The following is a 21446-nucleotide window of genomic DNA, read 5'->3' as shown; positions in this document are numbered from 1 at the left end:
CGGGCCCTATGATGGCACGCGGTTTCGGGAAAGATTCGCTGACGAAGGCGGTCGGACACGACCGCTCACGGGGTGGGGAGGCGGCCGGCTGTGGTCACCACAGGCAACGGCTTGACAGGCAGTGACGGCAGCGGCGGTGTCGACCCCGGCGGGGTCGCGCCGGTCGCGCCCCCGGCCCGCCGCCGCTCCCGGCTCCGGGGTGGGCTGGTCACCGTGGCCACGGTGGCGGCGCTGGCCGCCGCGATGGGGCTCACCGTGCTCGGCCTGGGCGCCGCCGACAACGCCGTGGCCAGCTTCGACGCCAGCTCGTGGCTCTGGAGCACGACCAAGAGCGAGCTGGCCCGGGTGAACGGGGTGACCGGCCGGGTCGACACCCGGGTGCAGGTCCCGCAGGGCCGCAACCACCAGATGCAGGTCGCGCAGACCGACCGGCTGCTCATCCTGCGCGACCTGAACACCGGCCAGATCAGCTCGCTCGACCTGGCCACGCTACAGATCATCGCGACCACCAAGACCACCGCCGGGCTCGGGGTCAACGTGGCCCTGCACGAGGACGCGGCGTTCGTGGTCGACGCGGTGCAGGGCGTCGTCCGCCAGCTCGACCCCAGGTCGCTGGCCCCGGTCGGCGAGCAGATCAACTATCCGCCGGGCATCACCGGGGGCCAGTTCGACGGCAAGGGGCGGCTCTGGGTCGCCGTGCCCAGCGAGGGGACGGTCTCCGCGGTCACCGCCGCCACGCTGCCGGAATCCGACAGCGGCGGTACCGGCGGCAGCGCCAGCCCTGAGCAGGTCTTCAACGACGCGGTCGCCGATCCGAGCCACGACCTGACCATCTCCACCCTGGACGACGGCGTGGCGGTGCTGGATCGGACCACGAGCACGCTCACCACGCTGCGCGGCGACGCGAAGCAGCCGGTGAAGCTGCCGCTGACCGGCCCTGGCGACATGCCGCCACGGACCACCGGCCTGCGGGTCCCGGTGACCGTGCTCGACGACCGCAACATCGTGGTGGCCGACAACGGCGCCGTCGGGCAGCAGTTCAAGGTGCCCGGTGGCGGCACCCGGCTGAGCCCCGCCGTCGCCTGGGCGGACCGGTTCTACTGCGCAGACGCGGACACCGGGACGGTCTACTCGTTCGACGCCGCCGGAAAGCTGCTGGAGAAGATCGAGATCCCGGGCGCCAACGGCCCGCTGGAGCTGGAGGTGCGGGAGAACCACCTCTTCATCAACGCGCCGAACTCCGCCGTCGCCCGGGTCATCGACGACAAGCACCGGGTCAAGGACGTCAACAAGTACGCCAACGACGTGCTCGGTGGCGACCCGCCGCCGGACCCGCCGGCTCCGCCGCCGCCGCCGAAGCCGGTGGTCAGCAAGCCGAGTGCGCCGAAGTCGGTGACCGCGGCGGCCGGCAACTCCCGGGCCCGGGTGAGCTGGCGACCGGCCGCCGCGAACGGTGCCGCCATCACCCGATACGTGGTGCAGGGCGCGGACCGGACCTTCGAGGTGGGCGCCAACCAGCGCTCGCTTGAGGTGACCGGTCTGACCAACGGCGAGACCTACCGGTTCGCGGTGCACGCGGTGAACGCCAAGGGCGCCGGCCCGGCGAAGCGGAGCAACCCGGTGGTGCCCACCTCCGAGGTGCCGGATCCGCCGGCCAGCGTCACCGCCGAGGAGCGGCCGGACGGTACCGTGCTGGTCAAGTGGCCGGCCGCCAACGGCCAGGGCTACAAAATCAACAAGTACGCCGTGACCGCCATCTCGGCCGGCGCCAACGCCCCGGTCGGCGAGTCGACCAAGACCGAGCTGGTGATCCCGGCCGGCGAACTCGACTACGGCAACCAGTACGCCTTCACGGTCGTCTCGATCAACGAGAAGGGCGCCGGCTCGGCCGCCTCGCCGGCCAGCAACAGTGTGGTGCCGTTCAGCACCCCGGCGGCACCGGTCGGCCTCCAGGCCAGCACGGTCGCCGGGTCGCGTGGCACCATCTCGGTGCGGTGGAACCCGCCCGCCGACAACGGCCGGCCGATCACGAAGTACCGGGTCGAGGCGGGCGGCAGGGCCAGCGAGGTGACCGACACCCAGGCGACCGTGGGAGGACTGGGTGACGGCCAGAACGTCACCGTCCGGGTGCAGGCGGTGAACGAGGCCGGGCCCGGGGCCGCCGCCACCGACACCGCCAGCACGGTGGCGGCGCCGAAGGTCACCATCACCGGCACCAGCGCCGACGCCACCTCGGTGACCGTCAACTTCACAGTGAACGCCGGTGGCGGCCAGCCGTCCTGTTCGGTGACCCCGTCCGGGCGGGCGAAGGTGAACGGCAACTGCTCCAGCATCCGGGTCACCGGGCTGACCCCGGGCACGAGCTACAGCTTCAAGGTGACGGCGACGAACGCGGCCGGCAACGGCACCGACGACGTCAGCAAGGCGACCGCGGCCGTCTACGGCATCGCGACCTGCAACAACGGTTCCTCCGGCGACCAGCGGACGTACTGCAACTCCGACGGGCCGGGCCGCAACGGCAACGAGATCTTCTCGGTGACCCAGCAGGACGACGACCGCCAGGTCGGCTGGGCGAGGCCGGGCACCCGGATCAAGGCGCTCTGCAAGAAGTCCGGCGAGGAGGTCTACGCCTACGTCTACAACGACGAGAAGCGCAGCACCTGGTGGGTCCGGATCGAGTGGGACGGCGGCAAGCCGTACATCCCGTTCGCCTGGCTCAACCTCGAAGGGGGCGACAATATCAACGTCCTGCCCACCTGCTGACCGTCTCACCCGGTAGCGGGGCGCACCTCCGGTAACAGGGAGCACCACGACGTGAACCACGAGCCGCTCACCCCGCACCACGTGCAGGGCTTCGCCAACCTGGCCGCCCGGATCGCCGACAACATCAACTCGGTGGTACTGGGTAAGCCGCACGTGGTCCGCCTGGCGCTCACCGCGCTCTTCGCCCAGGGGCACGTCCTGCTGGAGGACGTGCCCGGGGTGGGCAAGACCACCCTGGCCCGGGCGATCGCGGCGACCGTGCACGGCCAGTGGCGGCGCATCCAGTTCACCCCGGACCTGCTTCCCGCCGACGTCTCCGGGGTGACCATCTTCAACCAGGCCAGCCGGGGCTTCGAGTTCCATCCCGGCCCGGTCTTCGCCAACATCGTCATCGCCGACGAGATCAACCGGGCCTCCCCGAAGACCCAGTCGGCGCTGCTGGAGGTGATGGAGGAGCGCAACGTCACGGTGGACGGGGTCCGGCACCCGGTCCCCCGGCCGTTCCTGGTGGTCGCCACCCAGAACCCGGTCGAGATGGACGGCACCTACCGGCTTCCCGAGGCACAGCTCGACCGGTTCCTGGTGAAGCTCTCCGTCGGCTATCCCGACGAGCTGGTCGAGATCGAGGTGCTGCGCGGCGCCCCGGTCCGCTCCCCGGAGGCGCTGGAGCCGGTCACCGACACCGCCACGGTCGGCGAGATGGTCCGGATGGCGCAGCGGGTGCACATCGCCGACCCGCTCTACGCGTACGCGGTCCGGCTCGCCGCGGCGACCCGCAACCACCCACAGGTACGGGTCGGGGTCAGTCCCCGGGGCGTGATCGCGCTGACCCGGGCGGCCTGCGCGTACGCGCTGATCGACGGGCGCGGCTGGATCATGCCCGAGGACCTCAAGACACTCGCCGAGCCGGTCTTCGCACACCGGATCCTGCTCTCCCCCGACGCCCAGGTCCGGGGCGTCACCGCGACCGAGGTGCTGAACGAGGCGATCGCGTCGGTGCCGGTGCCGCTGCCCTCGGGGCAGTTGGCCCCGGCGGGCACCTGACGTGCGCCGCCCGGCCCACCCGGGCCGCGCAGCCCGCCCAGCCCGCCCAGCCCGCGCAGCCTGCGCAGCCCGCGCAGCCCGCCGGGCCGCTCGCTCGGCCCGTCTCGCCGCTCGCCCGGCCCGGCTGACCGTCCGCCCGGCCTGGCTGACCGCTCGCCCGGCCCGCCCGTACCCGACGACATCGGCGCCATGACCGTCACCTCGCGCGGTATCGGCCTGCTCGTCGGCGCCGCCGTCCTCCTCGTCGTCGGCTTCCGGTTCGGCTATCCCGAACTCGCCCTGCTCGGCACCGCCGCCGCGATCGCGGTGGGCTGCGCCGCCGGCAACGCCGCCTGGCGGCCCCGGCTCGACGTCACCCGGGTCGCCGACCCGGACCGGGTGGCTCGGGGCGAGCCGGCCAGCATGACGCTCACCGTCCGCAACAGCGCCCGGCTCCGCTCCGCCAACCTGATCGCCGAGGACCGCTGCGGCAGCCGCCCGGTGCCGGTGCCGCTGCTGCGGCTGCGCCCCGGACGGGACACCACGGTCAGCTACCCGGTGCCGACCGACCGGCGCGGCGTGATCGACGTCGGCCCGCTGCGGGTCACCGGGCGGGACGCGCTCGGGCTGATCACGGTGGCCCGCTCGCACGGCGACACCGCCCAGGTCTGGGTGCATCCCCGGATCCATCCGCTGGGCGCGGTACCCGCCGGGGTGGCCCGGAGCATGGACGGGCGGATCGACAGGGTACCGCAGGGTTCGATCACCTTCGACTCGCTCCGGGAGTACGTCGTCGGCGACGAACTGCGCCGGGTGCACTGGCGGACCAGTGCCAAGGTCGGCGAGTTGATGGTCAAGGAGCAGCTGGACACCAGCCTGCCCCGGATCGTCGTACTGCTGGACAACCGGGCCGGCGCCCATCCGGGGCGGGTCGACGGGGTCGCCGAGACGTTCGAGTCGGCCTGCGAGGCGGCCGCCTCGGTGGTGGTGGCCGCCCGCCGGGAGGACCTGCCGGTGACCCTGCTACTGGTCGCCGACTCCGACGGCTCCGGGGAGTTCCTGGACCGGCTCGCCGCCGCCGACCTGGTGCCCGGGGTGCAGGGTGCCGAAGGTGACCCGCTGCGCACCAGTACGCTGCGGCTGCGGCAGGAACGCCTCGGCGACACCCTGGTCTTCCTCACCGGACCGGGTGCGGCAGCCGACCTCGGCTACGTCGGCGCACTCCGTCCGGCGTACCCGTCGGTGCTGGCCGGGGTGTTCGGGGCCGGCGGGCAGACCGCGTCCGGTGCCTCCGGGCTGGTGGTGATCGACGCGGCCGACGGTGCGGAGTTCGCGGCCGAGTGGGACGGGGTCCGCCGGTGGTGAGAGTTCTGCGGGCGCTGCCGGTGCCGCTGGCCCTGGTGGCGATGATCGGCCTGGCCGGCGCCGTCCTCGGCGCGGTCTACGCCGACCCGCTGCTGACCCGGCTCGTCCTCGGCGCGGCCGTCGGTTCGGTCGGGGTCAGCCTGGCCGCCCGGCGCCTGCCGTCCTGGCTGGTCGCCCCGCTTTCGGTGCTGGCCCTGCTCGGCTACGCCACCGCCGCGCTCTGGTTCACCGCACAGCGGGCCGACCTGCCCGGCTCGTTCGGCACGGTGGCCGCGGACGCCGCCCGCAACGGCATCCCCCGGCTGCTCACCGCGCTGATTCCGGTCGAGCCGCTGCCGGACACGGTGATCGTCCCGCTGGTCGCGGCCTGGCTGGCCGGGCTGGCCGGCGCCGAGGTGGGCATCCGGGCCGACCGGGTGCTGCTCGGCCTGGCCGCCCCCGCCGGCCTCTACGCGGGCGCGCTCTACGTGGTCGGACCGAACGCCGATCCGACACCCTGGCTGACGGTCGCGTTCGCCGCCGCCGGCGCGGTGGCGCTGGCCGCCGGAGGGCGGCCGGCCCGACCCGACGGCGGCTCGGCGGACCCGGCCGGCGAGCTGGCTCCCGGGGTCCGGGCCGCGCTGCGGGCCCGCACCCTGGCCGGTACCGCGCTGGGCGTGGTCGTGGTGCTCGGGCTGGCCGCACTTGTGGCGCCGGTGGTGGCCCGGCAGGTCGGCAGCACCCCGGTCGACCCGCGCCGTTACGTGCAACCGCCGCAGGTGGACAGTCTGGACGAGAACCCGCTGATCCGGATCTCCGGCTGGGCGCTGAACCCGGACCAGAAGCTCCTCGACGTCGCCACCGTCGGGTCGGACAAGCCCGTGGCAGCTGGACAGCCGGCCGGGACCATCCCGCCGAGCCCGCCCGACGGCGACGGCGAGTCAACCGTCGAGGAGGGGGCCGACGGCGCGCCGCCCCGGCGGATCCGGCTGGCGGTGCTGGGCGACTACGACGGGGTGACCTGGCGGATCGGCGGGACGTACCGGAACGCGGGCCGGGTGCTGCCCGAGCCGGAGCCGCTGCCCGGGGCACAGGGCGTGGAACAGGTGGTGCAGCGGATCACCATCGACAGCCTGACCGGCCGGCTGCTGCCGGTACTGCCCACCCCGCGCGAGGTGACCGGCGCCCGGGTGGCGTACGACCAGGAGAGCGGGACGTTGATCCAGCCGGAGGGGCTGACCAGCGGGCTCAGCTATTCGGTCGCCTCGCGCGTGGAGCGGCCCGACTACGGCCTGCTGCCCTCGGCGAGCGTGCCGTCCGGCGACGCGGTGGCCAGGTTCCTCCGGGTGGAGCCAGGGGCACCGGAGCAGATGCAGCAGCTCGCGGCGCAGCTCGCCGAGGAGAACGGCGCCCCGCACGCCCGCGCCGACGCGATCGAGACCTTCCTCGCCGAGCACTACCGGCTGGTCGCCGACGCGCCGAGCGGGCACGCCTATCCGAACCTCAACTTCTTCCTCTTCGGCCCCAGCAACGGTGGCGGGCAGCGGGGCACCTCGGAGCAGTTCGCCGCCGCCTTCGCCGTACTCGGCCGGATGACCGGGCTGCCCACCCGGGTGGTGGTCGGCTTCCAGCCGCCGGCCGGTGGCGGACCGGTCCGGGGCGCGGACGCGCTCGCCTGGCCGGAGGTGCTCTTCGACGACCTCGGCTGGGTGGCCTTCGACCCGCTGCCGAAGCCGAACACCCGCCCCAAGCCGGTCGAGCAGGACTTCAAGCCGCCGCCGGAGGACCCCACCCCGCCGCCGGACGAGGCGACGGCGAGTCCGGAGGCGACACCGAGCGGCACCCCGGATCCGGGGGCGGCTTCCGACCGGGACGGCGGCCTCGGCACCCCGGTGCTGGTCGGCGGCGGCAGCGGCGGGTTGCTGCTGCTGCTCGCCGGGCTGGCCACCCTCGTCGTCGGCCTGCGTCGGGCGCAGCGCCGTCGCCGGCTCGCCGAGGGAGCGCCGGCACAGCGGATCGCCGGAGCCTGGCGGGAGGTGACCGACGCGTTGCGGCTGGCCGGGCGGCCGGTGCCGGACCACCTGGCCGCCACCGAGGTCGCCGAGCATGCCCGGACCAGCCTGGCCGGTGCGGCGGGACCGGGGCCGGACGCCGGAACGACGCCGGCGGGCGGCCTACGGCCGGCGGCACCTCCGGTGGACGACCTGGCCGCGCTGGTCAACCTCGCGGCCTTCGCACCCGGCAGCGCCACCGACGAGCAGGCTCGGCAGGCGGGCGAGCTGGCCGTGGCGTACTCGGCCGGCCTCCGCGCCGACCGGCCGTGGTGGCGGCGGGTGCTCTGGTCGCTGCATCCCGGCCCGCTCCGCTGGCGTCGCTGACCACCGCCGCTCGACCGCCGGACCGACGTTGCCGGACCGGACAGTGCCGGACCGGACAGTGCCGGACCGGGTCAGCCCTGCGGCGAGGTGGCCGGGCCCAGCTGCGCGATCAGGGTGGTCAGTGCGGCCGCGCCGCCGGCCGCCAGCTCCGGGGTGGGCAGCAGGGCCAGCACGGGTACGTCCACTCCGGACGTCACGTACCCCCGCACCCGGGCCCGGCAGGTCTCCGGGCTGCCGTGCACGACAAGCGCGTCGACCACCTCGTCCGGGACCGACTCCGCGGCACCGCGACGGTCACCGGCCGCCCAGGCCCGCCACATCGGCCCGAGCACCGACTTGCGGCCGAGCCAGCGGTGGAACTCGGCGTACGCCGGCACGTTCAGGTAGGTGGCGATCAGCCGGCGGGCGGCGGTGCGGGCGTACCCGGCGTCCTCGGTCGGGCAGACGAAGATCCGGGCGACCACCTCGAAGCCGGGACGGCGCTCCCCCAGTGCGCCGAGCACCTTCGGCACGTCCTCGTCGGCCAGCCAGTTCAGGATCGTCCCGTCCGCCTCCGCGCCGGCCAGCCGCAGCATGCCCGGGCGCAGCGCGGCCAGCAGGACCGGCGGCGGTACGGTCGGCGGACGCTCCAACCGGAACCGCCGGACGGTGAACGTGTCGTAGACCTCGTCGACCGGTTCGCCGCGCAGTGCCGCCCGCAGGAAACGCAGCACGTCCCGGGTACGCCGGAACGGCTCGGCGAAACGCGTCGCGTTCCAGTCCTGCACGAGTACCGGCGACGAGGCACCGATGCCGAGCGAGAACCTGCCGGGGGCGGCCTCCGCAAGCGCCGCCGCGCTCATCGCCAGCAGCCCGGGCCCCCTGGTGAAGACCGGTGCGACGGCGGTGCCCAGCCGCAGCGACGGTTGCCAGGCGGCGGCGAGCGCCAGCGGGGTGAACGCGTCGCTGCCGGCCACCTCGGCGGACCACAGGTCCGTGAACCCCGCCCCGGCCAGTGCCGCATAGACCGCGTCGTGTCCGTCGAGCGGTACGCCGCCGAGCGGCACCGTCATCCCCCAGCGTGTGGTCACCGGTCGATGGTGCCGGCTGACCGGGGACGGGGCAACCCGACGGGTCGTCTTGTAGCCTCTGCCGGGTGACCTTCTCGATCGTGGCGCGATCCGACGACGGCCGCCTGCACGGGGTCGCGGTCGCGAGCAAGTTCCTCGGCGTCGGTGCCGTGGTGCCCGCCGCCGAGGCCGAGGTGGGTGCGCTGGCCACCCAGGCTCGGGCGAATCTCGGCTACCGGCCGCAGGGGCTGACCTTCCTGCGCACCGGGCTGGCCGCCGACGACGTGGTGGCCGGGCTGGTCGCCGCCGACTCGAGCCGTACCCAGCGACAGCTCGGGATCGTCGACGCCGAGGGTAGGGCCGCGACGTACACCGGCACCGACTGCCACGACTGGGCCGGCGGGCAGGCCGGCAGCGGCTGGGCGGTGCAGGGCAACATCCTGGTCGGGCCGCAGGTGGTCGACGAGATGCGGGACGCCTGGCTGGACGGCGCCGACACGAGCTTCCCGGACCGGCTGCTCGGTGCGCTCCGGGCCGGTGACCTGGCCGGTGGTGACCGGCGCGGCCGGCAGAGCGCCGCACTGCTGGTCGTCGGGCGCGCCGGCGGGTACGGCAGCGGCAGCGACGTCGTGCTGGACCTGCGGGTCGACGACCACCCCGATCCGGTGACCGAGCTGGCCCGGCTGCTGGAACTGCACCGGATGCTCTTCGATCGGCCCGACCCCGCGGCCCTGCTGGACCTGACCGGTGACCTCGCCGACGAGGTGTCCCGGCTGCTCACCGGGCTGGGTTATCCCGGCGACGATTCTGCGCTGGAGGCCCGGCTCGCCGCCTGGGCCGGGGTGGAGAACCTGGAGGAGCGGCTGGTGCCGGCCCGGATCGACCCGGTCGTCCTCGCCCACCTGCGCACCCGCGCATAGCCATACGGGCAGCACGCATAGCCACACGGGCAGCAGCCCGACAGCAACGCACACAGCCGACAACCGCGCCTGTCATCGGCCTACCGGCCGGCCGTAGTCGGCCGTCAGCCGCCGAAGGTGAGCCAGCGGACGCCCCGCCGGTCGACCTCGGTCCGCTCCGGACCGGTCAACGGCCGCCGGCCGGTGGCCTTGGCAATCAGGGTCGTCCGGTCCCAGCGAAGCTGCTCGGCGAGCCCGACGGCCGCCGGCCCGGCCGCCCGGGTCAGCAGCCCGGAGATCAGCTCGGCGGCCGGCCCGGTCAGCCACGGCTCCCGGTCCAGGGCGTCGGCCAGGTCCAGGCCGTGCACCCCGAGCTCCACCACCCGGGTCACCAGGAACTCGTCCAGGGTCATCGGGTCGCCGTGCCGGGTCCGGAGCACCCGGCCGGGCGGTGCGGCGAGGCTGGCGTCGTAGCCGGCCCGCCAGGTGTGCGCGAAGTCCTCGGCGAGTTCCCGCCCGCTGCCGAATCCGGCACCCTCCGCGCGAGCCATGTCGATCCGGTCCGCGTCCGTCCCGGCGGTGAACTTCGCCGGCCCGAAGTACGCCGCCGCGTCCACCTCGGCGCGCGGTGGCGCCGGCTCGGCCAGCATCCCCACCACCCGGCCGGCACCGGTGCGCACGTGCGCGGCCAGGTCCAGGACGGTCCACGGTGCACAGCGGGTCGGCCGGGCGAAGTCCGACTCGGCCAGCCCGGCCAGCACCTCGGCGAGTCGGACCGCCTCGCCCCGGAACACCTCGACGACCCGCATTTCCGTCAGGCTAGTCGGCCGGCTCGGTGCCGCCCCGCCCGGCCGGCTCGGTGCCGCCCCGCCCGGTGTGCCGGGGCACCACCCGGTGCAGGGCGACGAGCACCAGGGCCGTCGTCAGGGCGGCGGTGCCGGCGATTCCGGCCGCACTCCCGGCGTACGCGATCAGGAGCTGGCGGCGGCCGAACTCGGAGATCGGCGTCGACCGCACGCCGTCGGTCCAGCCGATGGCGATCGCGGCGGCCACCAGCAGGGCCAGGCCGACGATGGCGAGTGTCGCGGCGGATCGCCGGTTGCCGTCGGCGGAGGCGACCTGTGCGGTCTCGCGCTGGGTGAGCAACAGCACCAGGCTGGCCGCCGACGCCCAGGCGCCGACCACCAGCAGTGCCGCCACCGCGTCGCTCGGCCGGTGCCAGCCGGCCGACAGGGTGGCGACCCCGGCGGCGGCGGCGTAACCGGCGCCGATCAGCGCGCCCCAGCCGCGCACCCGGGGCGGCAGCACCATGACCAGCGCGATCGCCACCGAGGCGGCGACGGTGGTGTGTCCGCTCGGCAGGCTGTTGCCGGCCGCCTCCCGGGCCTCGTCGACGTCGAAGTCGGGCCGCTCGATGAAGTACTTCAACGCCTGGGTGCTGAGGTTGGCGCCGACGATCAGCAGCACGGTCACCAGCGCCAGGGTGATCCGGGCCCGGATCAGCGCGATGAAGCCGATCACCGCGGTGGCGGCGAGCAGGGAGAGCAGGGAGACCGCGTTCAGCACCCCGCCGACGATGCCCTCGATCCGGTCCTGGCCGATCGAGTTGCCGGTCAACGCGATGGTGTCGAGCAGTTGCCCGTGCTCGGTGCCGACGGCGAACCGCCAGACCACGAAGAACGCGACCACCTGCACGACGGTCAGCAGGACGAGCCAGGACGCTGTCAGAATGCCGCTTCGGCCACGCACGCGGGACACCGTATCGGACGCTCCCGGCATAGCCGACACCGCACCGGTCGAGCAGCGGAACGCGGCGGAGAAACGAAGAAGCGGGAGGGGCCGCCACGGGGGAAGCGGCCCCTCCCACTGAAGCCAGGATACTCCCCTTGAGCCGCGCGGGGCACCCCGGACTGACTGGAAACTCAGCGCCGTTGGCAAGTCGTACCCCGAAACTCTCCGCCGTGCCGCGCGGACGCGCGGACGCGCGGACGCGGTCGGGGGCCCGGACGGCAGACCGGGCGGGCGGCACCTGACGGTGCCGCCCGCCCGCAGGGCGGTGGTGGACGCCCCGGCGTGCTGTCCGTGGCGGAACGGGAGTGACGGGCCGGCCGGATCGCTGCGTTGGCCAATCCGGCCGGCCCGCCACGGTTGGCCTGACCGTGGGAATCAGGCCCGTCTGGTGACCGGGATCAGCCGATCAGCCGGTCGTAGTCGTGCAGCGCCATCGCCACGTCGATCTGCGCCCAGAAACGGTGGTAGTTGAACGTCGGCACCGGACCGCCGTTCAGGTACGACTCCACCTTGGGCCAGTCCGGGTCCTCCTCGAGGAAGGAGCGGATGCTCAGGAACGTGGAGTTGGAGTTGATCGGGTCGCCGTTCGGCATGGTGCCGGTGAAGCCGGACGGGACGTAGAGGCCCTGGCCGGTGCTGGAGTTGTAGGTGTCGTCGAAGCGGTTGTAGTCCGCCTTGGTCTCCGGCACCGACACACCCTTGTCGTCCTTGTGCTGCAGGACGGCGTCGAGCAGGGCCTTGGCCGTCGTCTTGGCCGCCGTGTGGTTCGCCTTCGCGCCGTAGTAGATCAGGGTACGGGCGTAGGCACCGGCGACGCCGACGTCCTGGGTGTGGTCGAGCACCGACACCCGGAGGTTGCTGTTGTTCACCGAGGTGGTGCCGGAGGTCCAGTTGCCACCCGGCTGGCCGCTCCAGCTCAGCGTCGACGGGATCTGGTAGTCCGAGCCGTTCACCGTGGTGTTGGCGATGGCCCAGTTGACCCACTTGTCGAGCAGCGCCTTGGCCCGGGCGTCACCACTCTCGTGGTAGTACTCCGCCACCCGCTCCATGCTCCACGCCTGGAAGCCGAACCACTGGTTCGACGGCGGGTCGTGGTAGACCGGCTTGGCGTCGTAGGTCATGCCGTAGAAGGTCGGCACGCCGGACGGACGGGCGCTGTAGTCGCCGTTCCAGCTGTTTGTCGCGCCACCGGCGATGCCACCGTCGGCGGACTGGAGCCAGGTGTAGAAGTCGATCTGCCGGGTGAGGCTGGTGGCCCAGTCGGTCTTCGCGGTCGGCGACCGCGGGGTCAGCTCCGGCACGGTGGACAGGACGTACGCGGCGAACGGGTTCTGGTAGCCGCCGTGGTTGTGGCTGGAACCGATCCGCCACGCCCAGCTGCTGCTGCCGCCCTGCGAGCCGCCCCACGAGTAGTACCAGGAGAGCAGGTACGCGGAGCTGTTCTTGCCGGTGCCGGCCGCGCAGGACGGCGAGGCGCACCCGGGCTGCTTGAAGTACTTGTCGTACATCGCGTAGCGCAGGTAGTCGCCCATCTTGGCGGCGTTGGCGATGGTGGCCGAGATCTGGCCCTCGGCGCCCTGCTCCTTGGCCCACTTCAGCGCCCAGTAGGCGGCCTGCACGGCCCGGGCGTCGGCGTCGGGAGCGTTGGTGTAGCGCCACTGCTGGGCGTAGGACGAGTCACCGATGAAGATCGGCAGGTAGCCGTTCGGGCCACCGTGCTCGAACGTCTCGCAGGAGGGGTGCGGAACGGTCTCGAAGACCGACTCCTGCGGGCCGCGCTGGTAGGTGTTGATGTACGCCGGCTTGGTGGTGCCGTCGCCGCACTTGCCGAAGCCGTAGACGTTGTCCACGTCGAGCAGCCAGTGCATGCCGTACATCCGGCCGCTGTTGTAGGTGGACTGGAGTTCCGCGGCGAGCGGGTCCTGACCGACCTTCACGCTGGAGTCGAGCTTGCCGCCCTGCTGCGGGTAGAGGTCCGGCCGGACAGCCTCGGGGGCGTAGTCCGCCGGGTCGCTGGCGTTGTAGTTCGACTGGGTCTCGGACGGGATGATGTACCGGTCCATGATCTGCCAGGCGTTGTTGAACGGTCCCCACTCACCTGTGGTGCGACCGTACATGGCCTCCAGGAAGAGCCAGTAGCTGAACGCCTCGGAGGTGGTCTCGTGACCGTGGTCCGGTGCCTCGACCAGCAGCGTCTCGACGGAGTGGTACGGCACGCCCTCGGGGCTGAAGTAGCCGTTCCCGGGCGCCTTGATCTTGTTGTAGAGCTCCAGGAACTCCTCGCCGTACTCGCCGGACGGTCCGCCGCCCTCGTCGTCGGTCACGGTCACCTGGGTGGTGCCGGGGGTACGCCCGCTGGCACTGGCGGTGATGGTCGCCGTGTCGTTGACGTCGTCGGAGTCCTGCGCCGCGTTCACCGCGACGTTGACCCCGGTGTTCCAGTTCTGCGGGGTGATCGTCGCCGTGCTGGCCCCGAGCGTCACGTCGGCGTCGCCGGTCTTGGCCAGGCTGACGGTGACGTTGCTGGTCGGCGCGGCGCTGAGCTTGACGTTCAGCGGCGAGCTGCCACCCTCGGAGAGGGAGAGCGTCGCCGGTACCACCACGCTCGGCTGGGTCGTGCCGCCGACGGTGAAGGCGACCTCGTCCACACCGCTCAGTCCGGCACTGTCGTACGCCCGGGCCTGGGCGGTGTACGACCCGGCCGGCAGCGCGCTGTTGGTGTAGCTGTACGGCGCGCTGGTGTCGGTGCCGACCAGCAGGCCGTTGCGGTAGAACTCGACCCGCTCGACCGGTCCCTCGGCGTCGCTCGCGGTGGCCGAGACGGTGACGTTCGCCGGCGCGGTGAAGGTGGCGCCGTTGGCCGGGCTGGTGATGTCGACCGTCGGCGCGGTGTTCTGCTCACCGTTGCAGCGGGTGCCGTTGATGGTGAACGCGGTCGGGTTGGCATTGGTCCCGGAGTAGGAGCCGTTGAACCCGATGCTGGTCGAGGCGCCGGTGGCCAGGTTTCCGTTCCAGGCCACGTTCGTCGCGGTCACGTTGGCGCCGGACTGGGTCCAGTTCGCCGACCAGCCCTGGGTGACCCGCTGGTTGCCCGGGAAGGTGAACCCGAGGCTCCAGCTGGTCAACGGGTCGCCGACGTTACGGATGGTGATCGAGGCGCTGAACCCGGAGCCCCAGCTGTTGGCGGTGTAGGTGACGTCGCAGGCGGGTGCCGCGTAGGCGGTGCCGGGGACGACGGCCACACCTCCGACCACCAGTATGCCGGCGGCGGCCATCGCCAGTCGGCGTCTTCCTAACCTCAACTTCATGTCGTGACTTCTCCTCGCGGACCGGGCCGCGGTACTGCCGCGGCCAGGGCGCCTCCTGCGCGTGCTGCGGAGATGCGCGTGGATGGGTAGGCGCCGAGATGGTGGTGGGGTCAACCCGTCCCGGACCGGGGTCGGCGGACGCCGGAGGAGACGCCGGACGTGGCGGCTCCGGAGCTGTGTTCGGGGCGCCGTACCGAGGAGAACCCGGATGCCCTGGCGGCCCGTGATCGCGTCAGCTTATGGCTCCCGACCGCGATAGTTCGACAGTGTGGCATGGGAGCGCTCCCGCAGCAAGTGGACGCCGGCGAGCCTCCACTACGGATGGTCGGAGATGCCCGCTGACCTGCGGATAGAGTGGATCGAGAGCAGCACGGCGGAGTTTCGGCGACGTTGGCCCGATGTTTCGATCTTATTTTGGGTCTTTCACAAACCCGTGACGCGGGCTACAGTCCAACCAACGTCGATGGGAGCGCTTCCATCGACAATGATGTAAGTAGCTTGGATCGCACCACCACGGGGGGCTGCGACGATCCGGTTCGCCGGAACGGACGCACCCCGTTGGGCGAGCTACGGCAATGTTACGTAGCCGCCGACCGCTCAGCCAGAGGGCTGAGGGCGGGCCAGCCCGGACTCCGCCGTCAGCCAGCTCACCACCGTCGGAAGGAGGTGGAACCAGAGCCACTCGCGTGGCCCGGCTCCCGCGCGGCACGCACGACCTGGACGCCAATTCCGCTCGTGCGTGTTTGTAACTCACGCTGGGGACGGGGGTTGCCCTCCCCGTCCCCACACTAACCCCCCGCCAACGACGGGAAAATCGGTCATCGGTACAGCGTCTCGACGCCGAACCGGTCGATCGGCTGCGTCATCGGCACCTCGGACGGCGACCGGTCTCGTCGCGACACGACGAACGGTCGCCGTGGTCATGGCGCACGTGGGGACGGGCAATGGACGAGGCCCAGACCCGCCATTGCCACCCGAACATCCCATACGCAATCGCCCGGTAGATCGCTACGCTCCTTGCATGGGAGCGCTCCCGGGCGTCGTGCGGAGGGCCCCACTCACGAGGAGACAGCATGTCCGTACTGACCCGGCGGCATCTGCTGCGCCGCGCCGCGTTATCCGCCAGTGCCGGGCCGGTCGCCGGCCTGTCGACGAGCACGGCGGCAGCCACCGTCACCGGCGGGACGCTGGCCGGATGCGACGCCGGTCCCGAGGCTGACGACGAGCGGCGTACGGCGCCGGACGCGCAGCTGGGCCTCCGCTTTCCGGACGGCTTCGGGTGGGGTGCGGCAACCTCGGCGTACCAGATCGAGGGGGCGGCCAAGGACGACGGGCGGGGCGAGTCCGTCTGGGACACGTTCAGCCACACCCCGGGCCGGACCCGGGGCGGGGACACCGGCGACGTCGCCGCCGACCACTACCACCGGTACGTCGAGGACCTGGACCTGATGAAGGAACTGGGTCTGCGGACGTACCGTTTCTCCATCTCCTGGCCCCGGATCCAGGCCGACGGCACCGGCGCGCCCAACCAGCGCGGACTCGACTTCTACCGCCGCCTGGTCGACGGCCTGCACGACCGGGGCATCGTCCCGATGGCCACGCTCTTCCACTGGGACCTGCCGCAGTCGCTACAGAACACCGGCGGCTGGGAGTCCCGGGACGTCCCCTACCGGTTCGCCGACTACGCCGAGGCGGTCTTCGAGGCGCTCGGCGATGCCGTGCCGGTCTGGCTGACCATCAACGAGCCCAAGACGGTGGTGCAGAACGGCTACCTGCACGGCCACCACGCCCCCGGCCTGCGCGACCCGGACGCCGCCTACCTGGTCGCGCACCACCTGCAGCTCGCGCACGGCCTGGCGGTACGCGCCCTGCGCGCCACCGGCAGCGGCAGCCGGATCGGTCCCGCGCTGAACCTGCACCCGTGCTACCCGGCCGACGACGCGCCGGGGGTGGCCGAGGCCACCCGGCTCTACGACGGCTACGAGAACCGGCTCTACCTGGACTCCATCTTCAAGGGCGCCTACCCGGCCGACGTGCTGGCCGACCTCGGCCCGGACAGCCGGATGGTCCGGGGCATCCGGGACGGCGACCTGAAGATCATCTCGTCCCCGATCGACCTGCTCGCCGTGCAGTACTACACGCCGATCTACGTCACCGCCGACAGCGGCATGGCGCGCAAGTGGCCGACCTCCGAGGCGGACTGGCAGCAGATCTTCCCGGACGGCATGTACGACACGCTCACCCGGGTGACCCGGGACTACGGCGACGTGCCGCTCACCGTCACCGAGAACGGCCTGCCCACCCCGGACCGGCTCGACGGCAACGGCACGGTGGACGACGTCGGGCGGATCGCCTTCCTCCGCGACCACCTGGCCGCCGCGCACCGGGCCATCTCCGACGGCGTGCCGCTGGAGAGCTACCACGTCTGGTCGCTGATGGACAACTTCGAGTGGAACGAAGGCTACGAGCAGCGATGGGGACTCATCTACGTCGACTTCCCCACCCAGCGCCGGGTCCCCAAGCGCAGCGCGCACTGGTACCGGCGGGTGATCGCCGACAACACCGTCTGACCCCGCACCGGCCGTACCGGCCGGCACCGTAGCCGTCGCCGCCCCCGCGTGGTCCCCGCCGGACCATGCGGGGGCGCGGTCTGGGATCGAGGTTCACCCCGGGTGGGAACGCCACCCGGCCGTAGCTGGCGAGGAGAGTGTCGGATGGTGGAGGCACAGAGCTCGACCAGGAGGCACGTCACCGAGTCCGAGCTGCGTGCGCTGGTCCGGCGCGGCTTCGGCGACCGGACCGGCGTCACCGACTGGCGGGAACTGACCGGCGGCACCTACAACGCCGCCTACGCCGTCACCCTCGGTGAGAACACCGACCTGGTACTCAAGGTCGCCCCGCCGCCGGAGCTGGAGCTGCTGCGCCACGAGGTCGACCTGATGCGTACCGAGGTCGACTTCTACCGGCGGGCCGCCCGGGTCGGGGCCGCCGTGCCGGAGGTGGTCTACGCCGACTTCACCCGGGACCTGATCGGCACCGACTTCGTCTTCCTCAGCCGGATACCCGGAACCGACCTACAGCGTCGCCGGGACGAGCTGACCCCGGCCCAGCTCGCCGCCGTACGCGCGGAGATCGCCGCGCAGGCCGCCCGGCTGCACACCGTCACCGGCCCGGCGTACGGCTATCCGCTGCGCGATAGCCGGAGCTGGCAGCCGTCCTGGCGGGCGGCCTTCGGCGCGATGGTCGACGACATCCTCGCCGACGCCGTCCGGCTGCGCAGCGCGCTGCCCGCCCCACCCGACCGGATCGGTGACCTGCTGCGCCGGCACGCCGACGTCCTCGACGAGGTACGCCGACCCGCGCTGGTGCACTTCGACCTCTGGGACGGCAACGTCTTCGTCGCCGCCGACCCGGCCGGCACGGTCCGGCTGACCGGCCTGATCGACGGCGAACGGGCCTTCTTCGGCGACCCGCTGGCCGAACTGGTCTCGATGACGCTCTTCCGGGAACTGGACGACGAACCGGAGATCCTCGCCGGTTACGCCTCCGCCGGACACGGCCGGCTCGAACTGACCGGCCCGGCCCGCCGCCGGCTCACCCTCTACACCATCTATCTCTATCTCATCATGTGCATCGAAGGCGCCACCCGGGGCTGGAACAGTCCCGAACGGGCCGACCGCGAACGGTGGCTCCTCGGCCGGCTCGAGGCGCAACTGGACCGGCTGGACCGGGTCCGGCAGTGACCGGCCGAGCGCTCAGCCGCCCCCGGCGGCCGGACCACCGCGCCTCAGCGGGGCAACGCCTGCTGGAGTTCGGCCCGCAGCGCCGGAGTGAGCATCTCGCCGGCCGCCTTGGCCAGCTTGGCCATCTCGTAGCCCACCACGCCGATGTCGGCGTCGTTGGCGGCGAGGGTGGCCAGGATCGAACCGTCCCGGATCTGCATGACCAGGAAGTAGCCCCGGCCCATCTCGACAACCGTCTGCTTCACGATGTCCCCGTCGAACATCTCGGCGGCCCCGGTGGTGATGCTGGACAACCCGGAGGTGACCGCGGCGAGCTTGTCGGCGTGGTCCCGGGGCAGGTGCTCGGAGACCGCCACCAGCAGTCCGTCGGCGGAGACGACGATGGCGTGCGCCACCCCTGGTACCCGTTCCGTGAACCCGCTCACCAGCCAGTTCAGATCCCGTGCCTCTTGACTGAGCGTGTTCAATACTTCTCCTCTTCGCTGCGCGCGCCGGCCGGCGCCATCGGTATCACCATCGTCTCCTCGGCCTCGGCCCGCCGGAGCCCACCGTAGTACCGGCTCAGCATGCCGCCCACCTGCTCCGGATCCGGCGCCTCGCGCTGTACCGGCTGTCTCGGCCGGACCGGCTCCGCCTTCGCCCGCAGCTGTGCCATCGGCACCCGGATCGGCAGCCCGTTGGCGTTCGTCCCGCCGGTCACCGGCACCGCGGGCGGGGCGTTCCCGGTGGCCAGCGCACCGGTCGGCGCGCTGGCGGGGGCGGCCGCCGGTGTCGCGGTACTCCCCTTGCCCTGCCGGGACCACCAGGTACTCGGCGCCGAACCGGCACCGGCGGCCATTCCGAGCACGTCCTCGGCCCGGGTCGGCGTCTCCCGGCGAACCGCCCGGCGGGCCTGGGCAGCCTCCTCGCCGGCCGTCTGCGGGCCGGCCGTCTGCGGGCCGGCCGGCGTAGCCGCACCGTCCTGCGTGGCCGCACCGTCCGGACCGGCCACCGCACCCGCGACGGCCTCGAGCATCCGCCGGCCGGGACCACCGACCGGCTCCGCCGCCGGCGCCGGGGCGAGCAGGCTCGCCGGCAGCCAGACCGCCGCCACCAGCCCACCCTGCGCGGTGGTCCGCAGCCCCACCCGTACGCCCTGCCGGGCGGCCAGGTGGCTGACCACGAACAGACCCATCCGCTCCGAGGCGGCGACGTCCGCGGCGGGCGGCATCGCGAGCAGCTCGTTGGCCCGCTCCAACGCGGCCGGACTCATCCCCAGACCCTGGTCGACGATCTCCACCAGGACGCTGCCGTCCGGCTGCCGGGCGGTGCCGACCTGGACGACGGTGTCCGGCCGGGAGAACGACGACGCGTTCTCCAGCAGCTCGGCGAGCAGGTGCACCAGGTCGGCGACGGCATGCCCGACGACGTGCAGCTCGTCGGCGACGTGGTGCCGGATCCGCTGGTACTGCTCGATCTCGGCGATCGCGGCGAGCATCACCGTGCCGAGCAGCACCGGGCGGTTCCACCGCCGGGTGGCGTCGGTGCCGGCGAGCACCAGCAGGCTGTCGTCGTTGCGCCGCATGCGGGCGGCGAGATGGTCCAGCTTGAACAGGTTGTCGAGCTGGTCCGGGTCGCTCTCGTCCTGCTCCAGCTCGTCGAGCAGCTCGAGCTGCCGCTCGACGAGTACCTGGCTGCGGCGGGCCAGGTTGACGAACATGGCGTTGACGTGGCGACGCATCACCGCCTGCTCCAGCGCCACCGTCACCGCGCTGCGGTGCACCGCCACGAACGCCTCGGCCACCTCGCCGATCTCGTCCATCGACCGGACGTCGGCCGGGGGCACCTCGAACTCGGCCGCGACGGGATCGACCGTACGCAGCCGTTCCAGGGTCTCCGGCAGCTCGACCTGGGCGACCCGCAACGCCTGGCCACGCAGCATCCGCAGCGACCTGGCCACGGAGCGGCCGATCGCGATCGAGGTGAACAGCGCGGCCAGCAGGACCGCCAGCACCGCACCGGCGGTGAGCAGCGTCCGGCGCAGCTGCTCGGCGCTGCGGGAGTCCGCCAGCTCCACCGCGTCGCCGACCGCACCCGCCTCGACCTGCCGGAGCAGGTCCTGGCGCTGTTGGCTGATCGTCCACCAGCGGCCGGGTTCGAGCACCGCAGCGGTGCGGCCACCGGCGGAGAAGGTGGTCTCCTCCAGCCGGATCGCCGCCACGAAGTTCGGATCGCTCGCGGCCTGGTCGTACCGCTCGATCTGCCGGTCGGTGGCCGCGAGCCGGAAGCCGGCGATGCCGCTGAGCTGCTGCGCCCGCAGGTCGGTCAGGGCGACCACGTCGTTCTGGTCGTAGCGGCCGGCCCGGGCGGCGGCGTAGAGCTGCCCCCGGATGCGCGAGTTGATCTCCTTGACCTGGGCGAACTGGACGTACCTGAGTACCGCGTCGGTCAGCTCGGCGCGCTCCGCCCCGGGCGACGGCTGGGCCAGCAGCACCAGCAGCACCTCGATGGCCCGGTCGTACTCGGCGAGCACCGGATCGGGGTTCGAACCGGCTGCCGGCACCGAGGCCCGGACCTCCGGCAGCCGGTCGAGTGCGCTGTCGACCCGGTCGTAGGAGACCCGCCAGGAGGCGACTCCCCTGGCCACCGGCGACGCCGCCGCCCGGAACCGGTCGATCGCCCGGTCGGCGACCGGGTACACCGACTCCAGCGCCGGCAGCGGGCGGCCCGGCTCGACCGAGGGGGCCGCGCCGGCGCCCAGGGCCGCCAGCTCGCCCGCGGTCTGGTCCCGCTCGCGCTGCAACTCGTGCACCAGCGCCGTGATGTCCCGGCCCACCGCCACCTGGTCGGCGAAGTCGTCCAACAGGCCGGCCTGGCTCACCAGCGCGCTGGTCTGTGCCCCGGCCAGGACCAGGAACGCCACCGACGGGACCACGAGGACGGCGCCCAGCTTGGTGCGCATCCGCCAGTCCCGGATCCGGAAGGCGGACCTGCGGCGATGGGGCACCACCCGGACGTCGAGACGGCGCCGGCGGTGACGCGAGACGGCGCCGTGGAACGGGTCCGGGGCAACAGCCACCATGCCTCCTACCGTCCTCGATGCGGGGCGCGCCAAGGAGCGGAGCTATTCCAATCCAGGCCCGACCTGCTGTCAATGATCAGTTGGGCG

Annotated in this window: 13 protein-coding genes; 7 read left to right on the top strand and 6 right to left on the bottom strand. The window is 72.8% G+C overall.

The genetic code is table 11. From position 1 onward, the window contains the following. The first annotated feature begins 204 nt into the window (after positions 1–204). From ACN28A_RS27860 to ACN28A_RS27845, 4 genes are all read left to right on the top strand, one after another. Positions 205–2763 (top strand): fibronectin type III domain-containing protein, encoded by a 2559-nt coding sequence (locus tag ACN28A_RS27860; RefSeq protein WP_421404684.1) that lies wholly within the window; start codon positions 205–207, stop codon positions 2761–2763. Between the two features lie 51 nt (positions 2764–2814). After that, positions 2815–3807, top strand: a complete 993-nt coding sequence (locus tag ACN28A_RS27855; RefSeq protein WP_421399872.1) for an AAA family ATPase — start codon at positions 2815–2817, stop codon at positions 3805–3807. A 189-nt stretch (positions 3808–3996) separates the two neighbouring features. Further along, positions 3997–5151 carry a DUF58 domain-containing protein gene (locus ACN28A_RS27850; RefSeq protein WP_421399869.1) on the top strand — a complete coding sequence of 385 codons (1155 nt, stop codon included), beginning with the start codon at positions 3997–3999 and terminating at the stop codon, positions 5149–5151. 41 nt (positions 5152–5192) lie between these two features. Beyond that, positions 5193–7508 carry a transglutaminaseTgpA domain-containing protein gene (locus ACN28A_RS27845; protein ID WP_421404682.1) on the top strand — a complete coding sequence of 772 codons (2316 nt, stop codon included), beginning with the start codon at positions 5193–5195 and terminating at the stop codon, positions 7506–7508. Positions 7509–7579: 71 nt separating this feature from the next. Here the strand turns inward: ACN28A_RS27845 and ACN28A_RS27840 are convergent, their stop codons facing one another. Continuing rightward, positions 7580–8560, bottom strand: coding sequence for an LLM class F420-dependent oxidoreductase (locus tag ACN28A_RS27840; RefSeq protein WP_421404680.1), 981 nt, complete (start codon positions 8558–8560; stop codon positions 7580–7582). An 83-nt stretch (positions 8561–8643) separates the two neighbouring features. Between ACN28A_RS27840 and ACN28A_RS27835 the strand changes: the two genes are divergently transcribed. Further along, positions 8644–9477 carry a DUF1028 domain-containing protein gene (locus ACN28A_RS27835; RefSeq protein WP_421399867.1) on the top strand — a complete coding sequence of 278 codons (834 nt, stop codon included), beginning with the start codon at positions 8644–8646 and terminating at the stop codon, positions 9475–9477. 104 nt (positions 9478–9581) lie between these two features. Here ACN28A_RS27835 and ACN28A_RS27830 read toward each other — a convergent pair whose 3' ends face one another. The 3 genes from ACN28A_RS27830 to ACN28A_RS27820 form a co-directional block, all read right to left on the bottom strand. Further along, a complete protein-coding gene (locus ACN28A_RS27830) occupies positions 9582–10265 on the bottom strand; it encodes a maleylpyruvate isomerase N-terminal domain-containing protein (protein ID WP_421399865.1) in 684 nt (227 codons plus the stop codon). 10 nt (positions 10266–10275) lie between these two features. Next, positions 10276–11235 (bottom strand): phosphatase PAP2 family protein, encoded by a 960-nt coding sequence (locus ACN28A_RS27825; RefSeq protein ID WP_421399864.1) that lies wholly within the window; start codon positions 11233–11235, stop codon positions 10276–10278. Positions 11236–11645: 410 nt separating this feature from the next. After that, on the bottom strand, positions 11646–14555 hold the full coding sequence (locus ACN28A_RS27820; RefSeq protein WP_421399861.1) for a glycoside hydrolase family 48 protein: 2910 nt from the start codon (positions 14553–14555) through the stop codon (positions 11646–11648). A gap of 1073 nt (positions 14556–15628) precedes the next feature. Here ACN28A_RS27820 and ACN28A_RS27815 point away from each other — a divergent pair. Together ACN28A_RS27815 and ACN28A_RS27810 are read left to right on the top strand one after the other, a co-directional pair. After that, positions 15629–17125: a GH1 family beta-glucosidase gene (locus tag ACN28A_RS27815; RefSeq protein ID WP_421399859.1), complete on the top strand. Its 1497-nt coding sequence runs from the start codon at positions 15629–15631 to the stop codon at positions 17123–17125. Between the two features lie 144 nt (positions 17126–17269). Next, the gene (locus ACN28A_RS27810; protein WP_421399857.1) at positions 17270–18298 is read left to right on the top strand and encodes a phosphotransferase family protein; all 1029 of its coding nucleotides are present in this window, start codon (positions 17270–17272) and stop codon (positions 18296–18298) included. Between the two features lie 44 nt (positions 18299–18342). On the opposite strand, the gene ACN28A_RS27805 is transcribed toward ACN28A_RS27810, so the two are convergent. Together ACN28A_RS27805 and ACN28A_RS27800 are read right to left on the bottom strand one after the other, a co-directional pair. Beyond that, entirely contained in the window at positions 18343–18765 is a 423-nt protein-coding gene (locus tag ACN28A_RS27805) for a roadblock/LC7 domain-containing protein (RefSeq protein ID WP_101365437.1), read from the bottom strand. Further along, complete coding sequence (locus ACN28A_RS27800; RefSeq protein WP_421399855.1) at positions 18762–21359, bottom strand: nitrate- and nitrite sensing domain-containing protein; 2598 nt, start codon at positions 21357–21359, stop codon at positions 18762–18764. The genes ACN28A_RS27805 and ACN28A_RS27800 overlap by 4 nt, the downstream gene beginning before the upstream one ends. Positions 21360–21446 lie beyond the last annotated feature (87 nt).

The organism is Plantactinospora sp. WMMB782, from assembly GCF_049179135.1.
Taxonomy (GTDB): Bacteria; Actinomycetota; Actinomycetes; order Mycobacteriales; family Micromonosporaceae; genus Plantactinospora.
The sequence above is the reverse complement of the archived record's forward strand: the minus strand, read 5'-3'. Positions and strand labels throughout refer to the sequence as shown.

Excerpts from the sequence above, each read along its gene's own strand:
- ACN28A_RS27815 (WP_421399859.1), top strand. The coding sequence starts at position 15,629 with ATGTCCGTACTGACCCGGCGGCATCTGCTGCGCCGCGCCGCGTTATCC.
- ACN28A_RS27840 (WP_421404680.1), bottom strand. The coding sequence starts at position 8,560 with ATGACGGTGCCGCTCGGCGGCGTACCGCTCGACGGACACGACGCGGTC.
- ACN28A_RS27810 (WP_421399857.1), top strand. The coding sequence starts at position 17,270 with ATGGTGGAGGCACAGAGCTCGACCAGGAGGCACGTCACCGAGTCCGAG.
- ACN28A_RS27820 (WP_421399861.1), bottom strand. The coding sequence starts at position 14,555 with ATGAAGTTGAGGTTAGGAAGACGCCGACTGGCGATGGCCGCCGCCGGC.
- ACN28A_RS27845 (WP_421404682.1), top strand. The coding sequence starts at position 5,193 with ATGATCGGCCTGGCCGGCGCCGTCCTCGGCGCGGTCTACGCCGACCCG.
- ACN28A_RS27800 (WP_421399855.1), bottom strand. The coding sequence starts at position 21,359 with ATGGTGGCTGTTGCCCCGGACCCGTTCCACGGCGCCGTCTCGCGTCAC.
- ACN28A_RS27830 (WP_421399865.1), bottom strand. The coding sequence starts at position 10,265 with ATGCGGGTCGTCGAGGTGTTCCGGGGCGAGGCGGTCCGACTCGCCGAG.
- ACN28A_RS27825 (WP_421399864.1), bottom strand. The coding sequence starts at position 11,235 with ATGCCGGGAGCGTCCGATACGGTGTCCCGCGTGCGTGGCCGAAGCGGC.
- ACN28A_RS27850 (WP_421399869.1), top strand. The coding sequence starts at position 3,997 with ATGACCGTCACCTCGCGCGGTATCGGCCTGCTCGTCGGCGCCGCCGTC.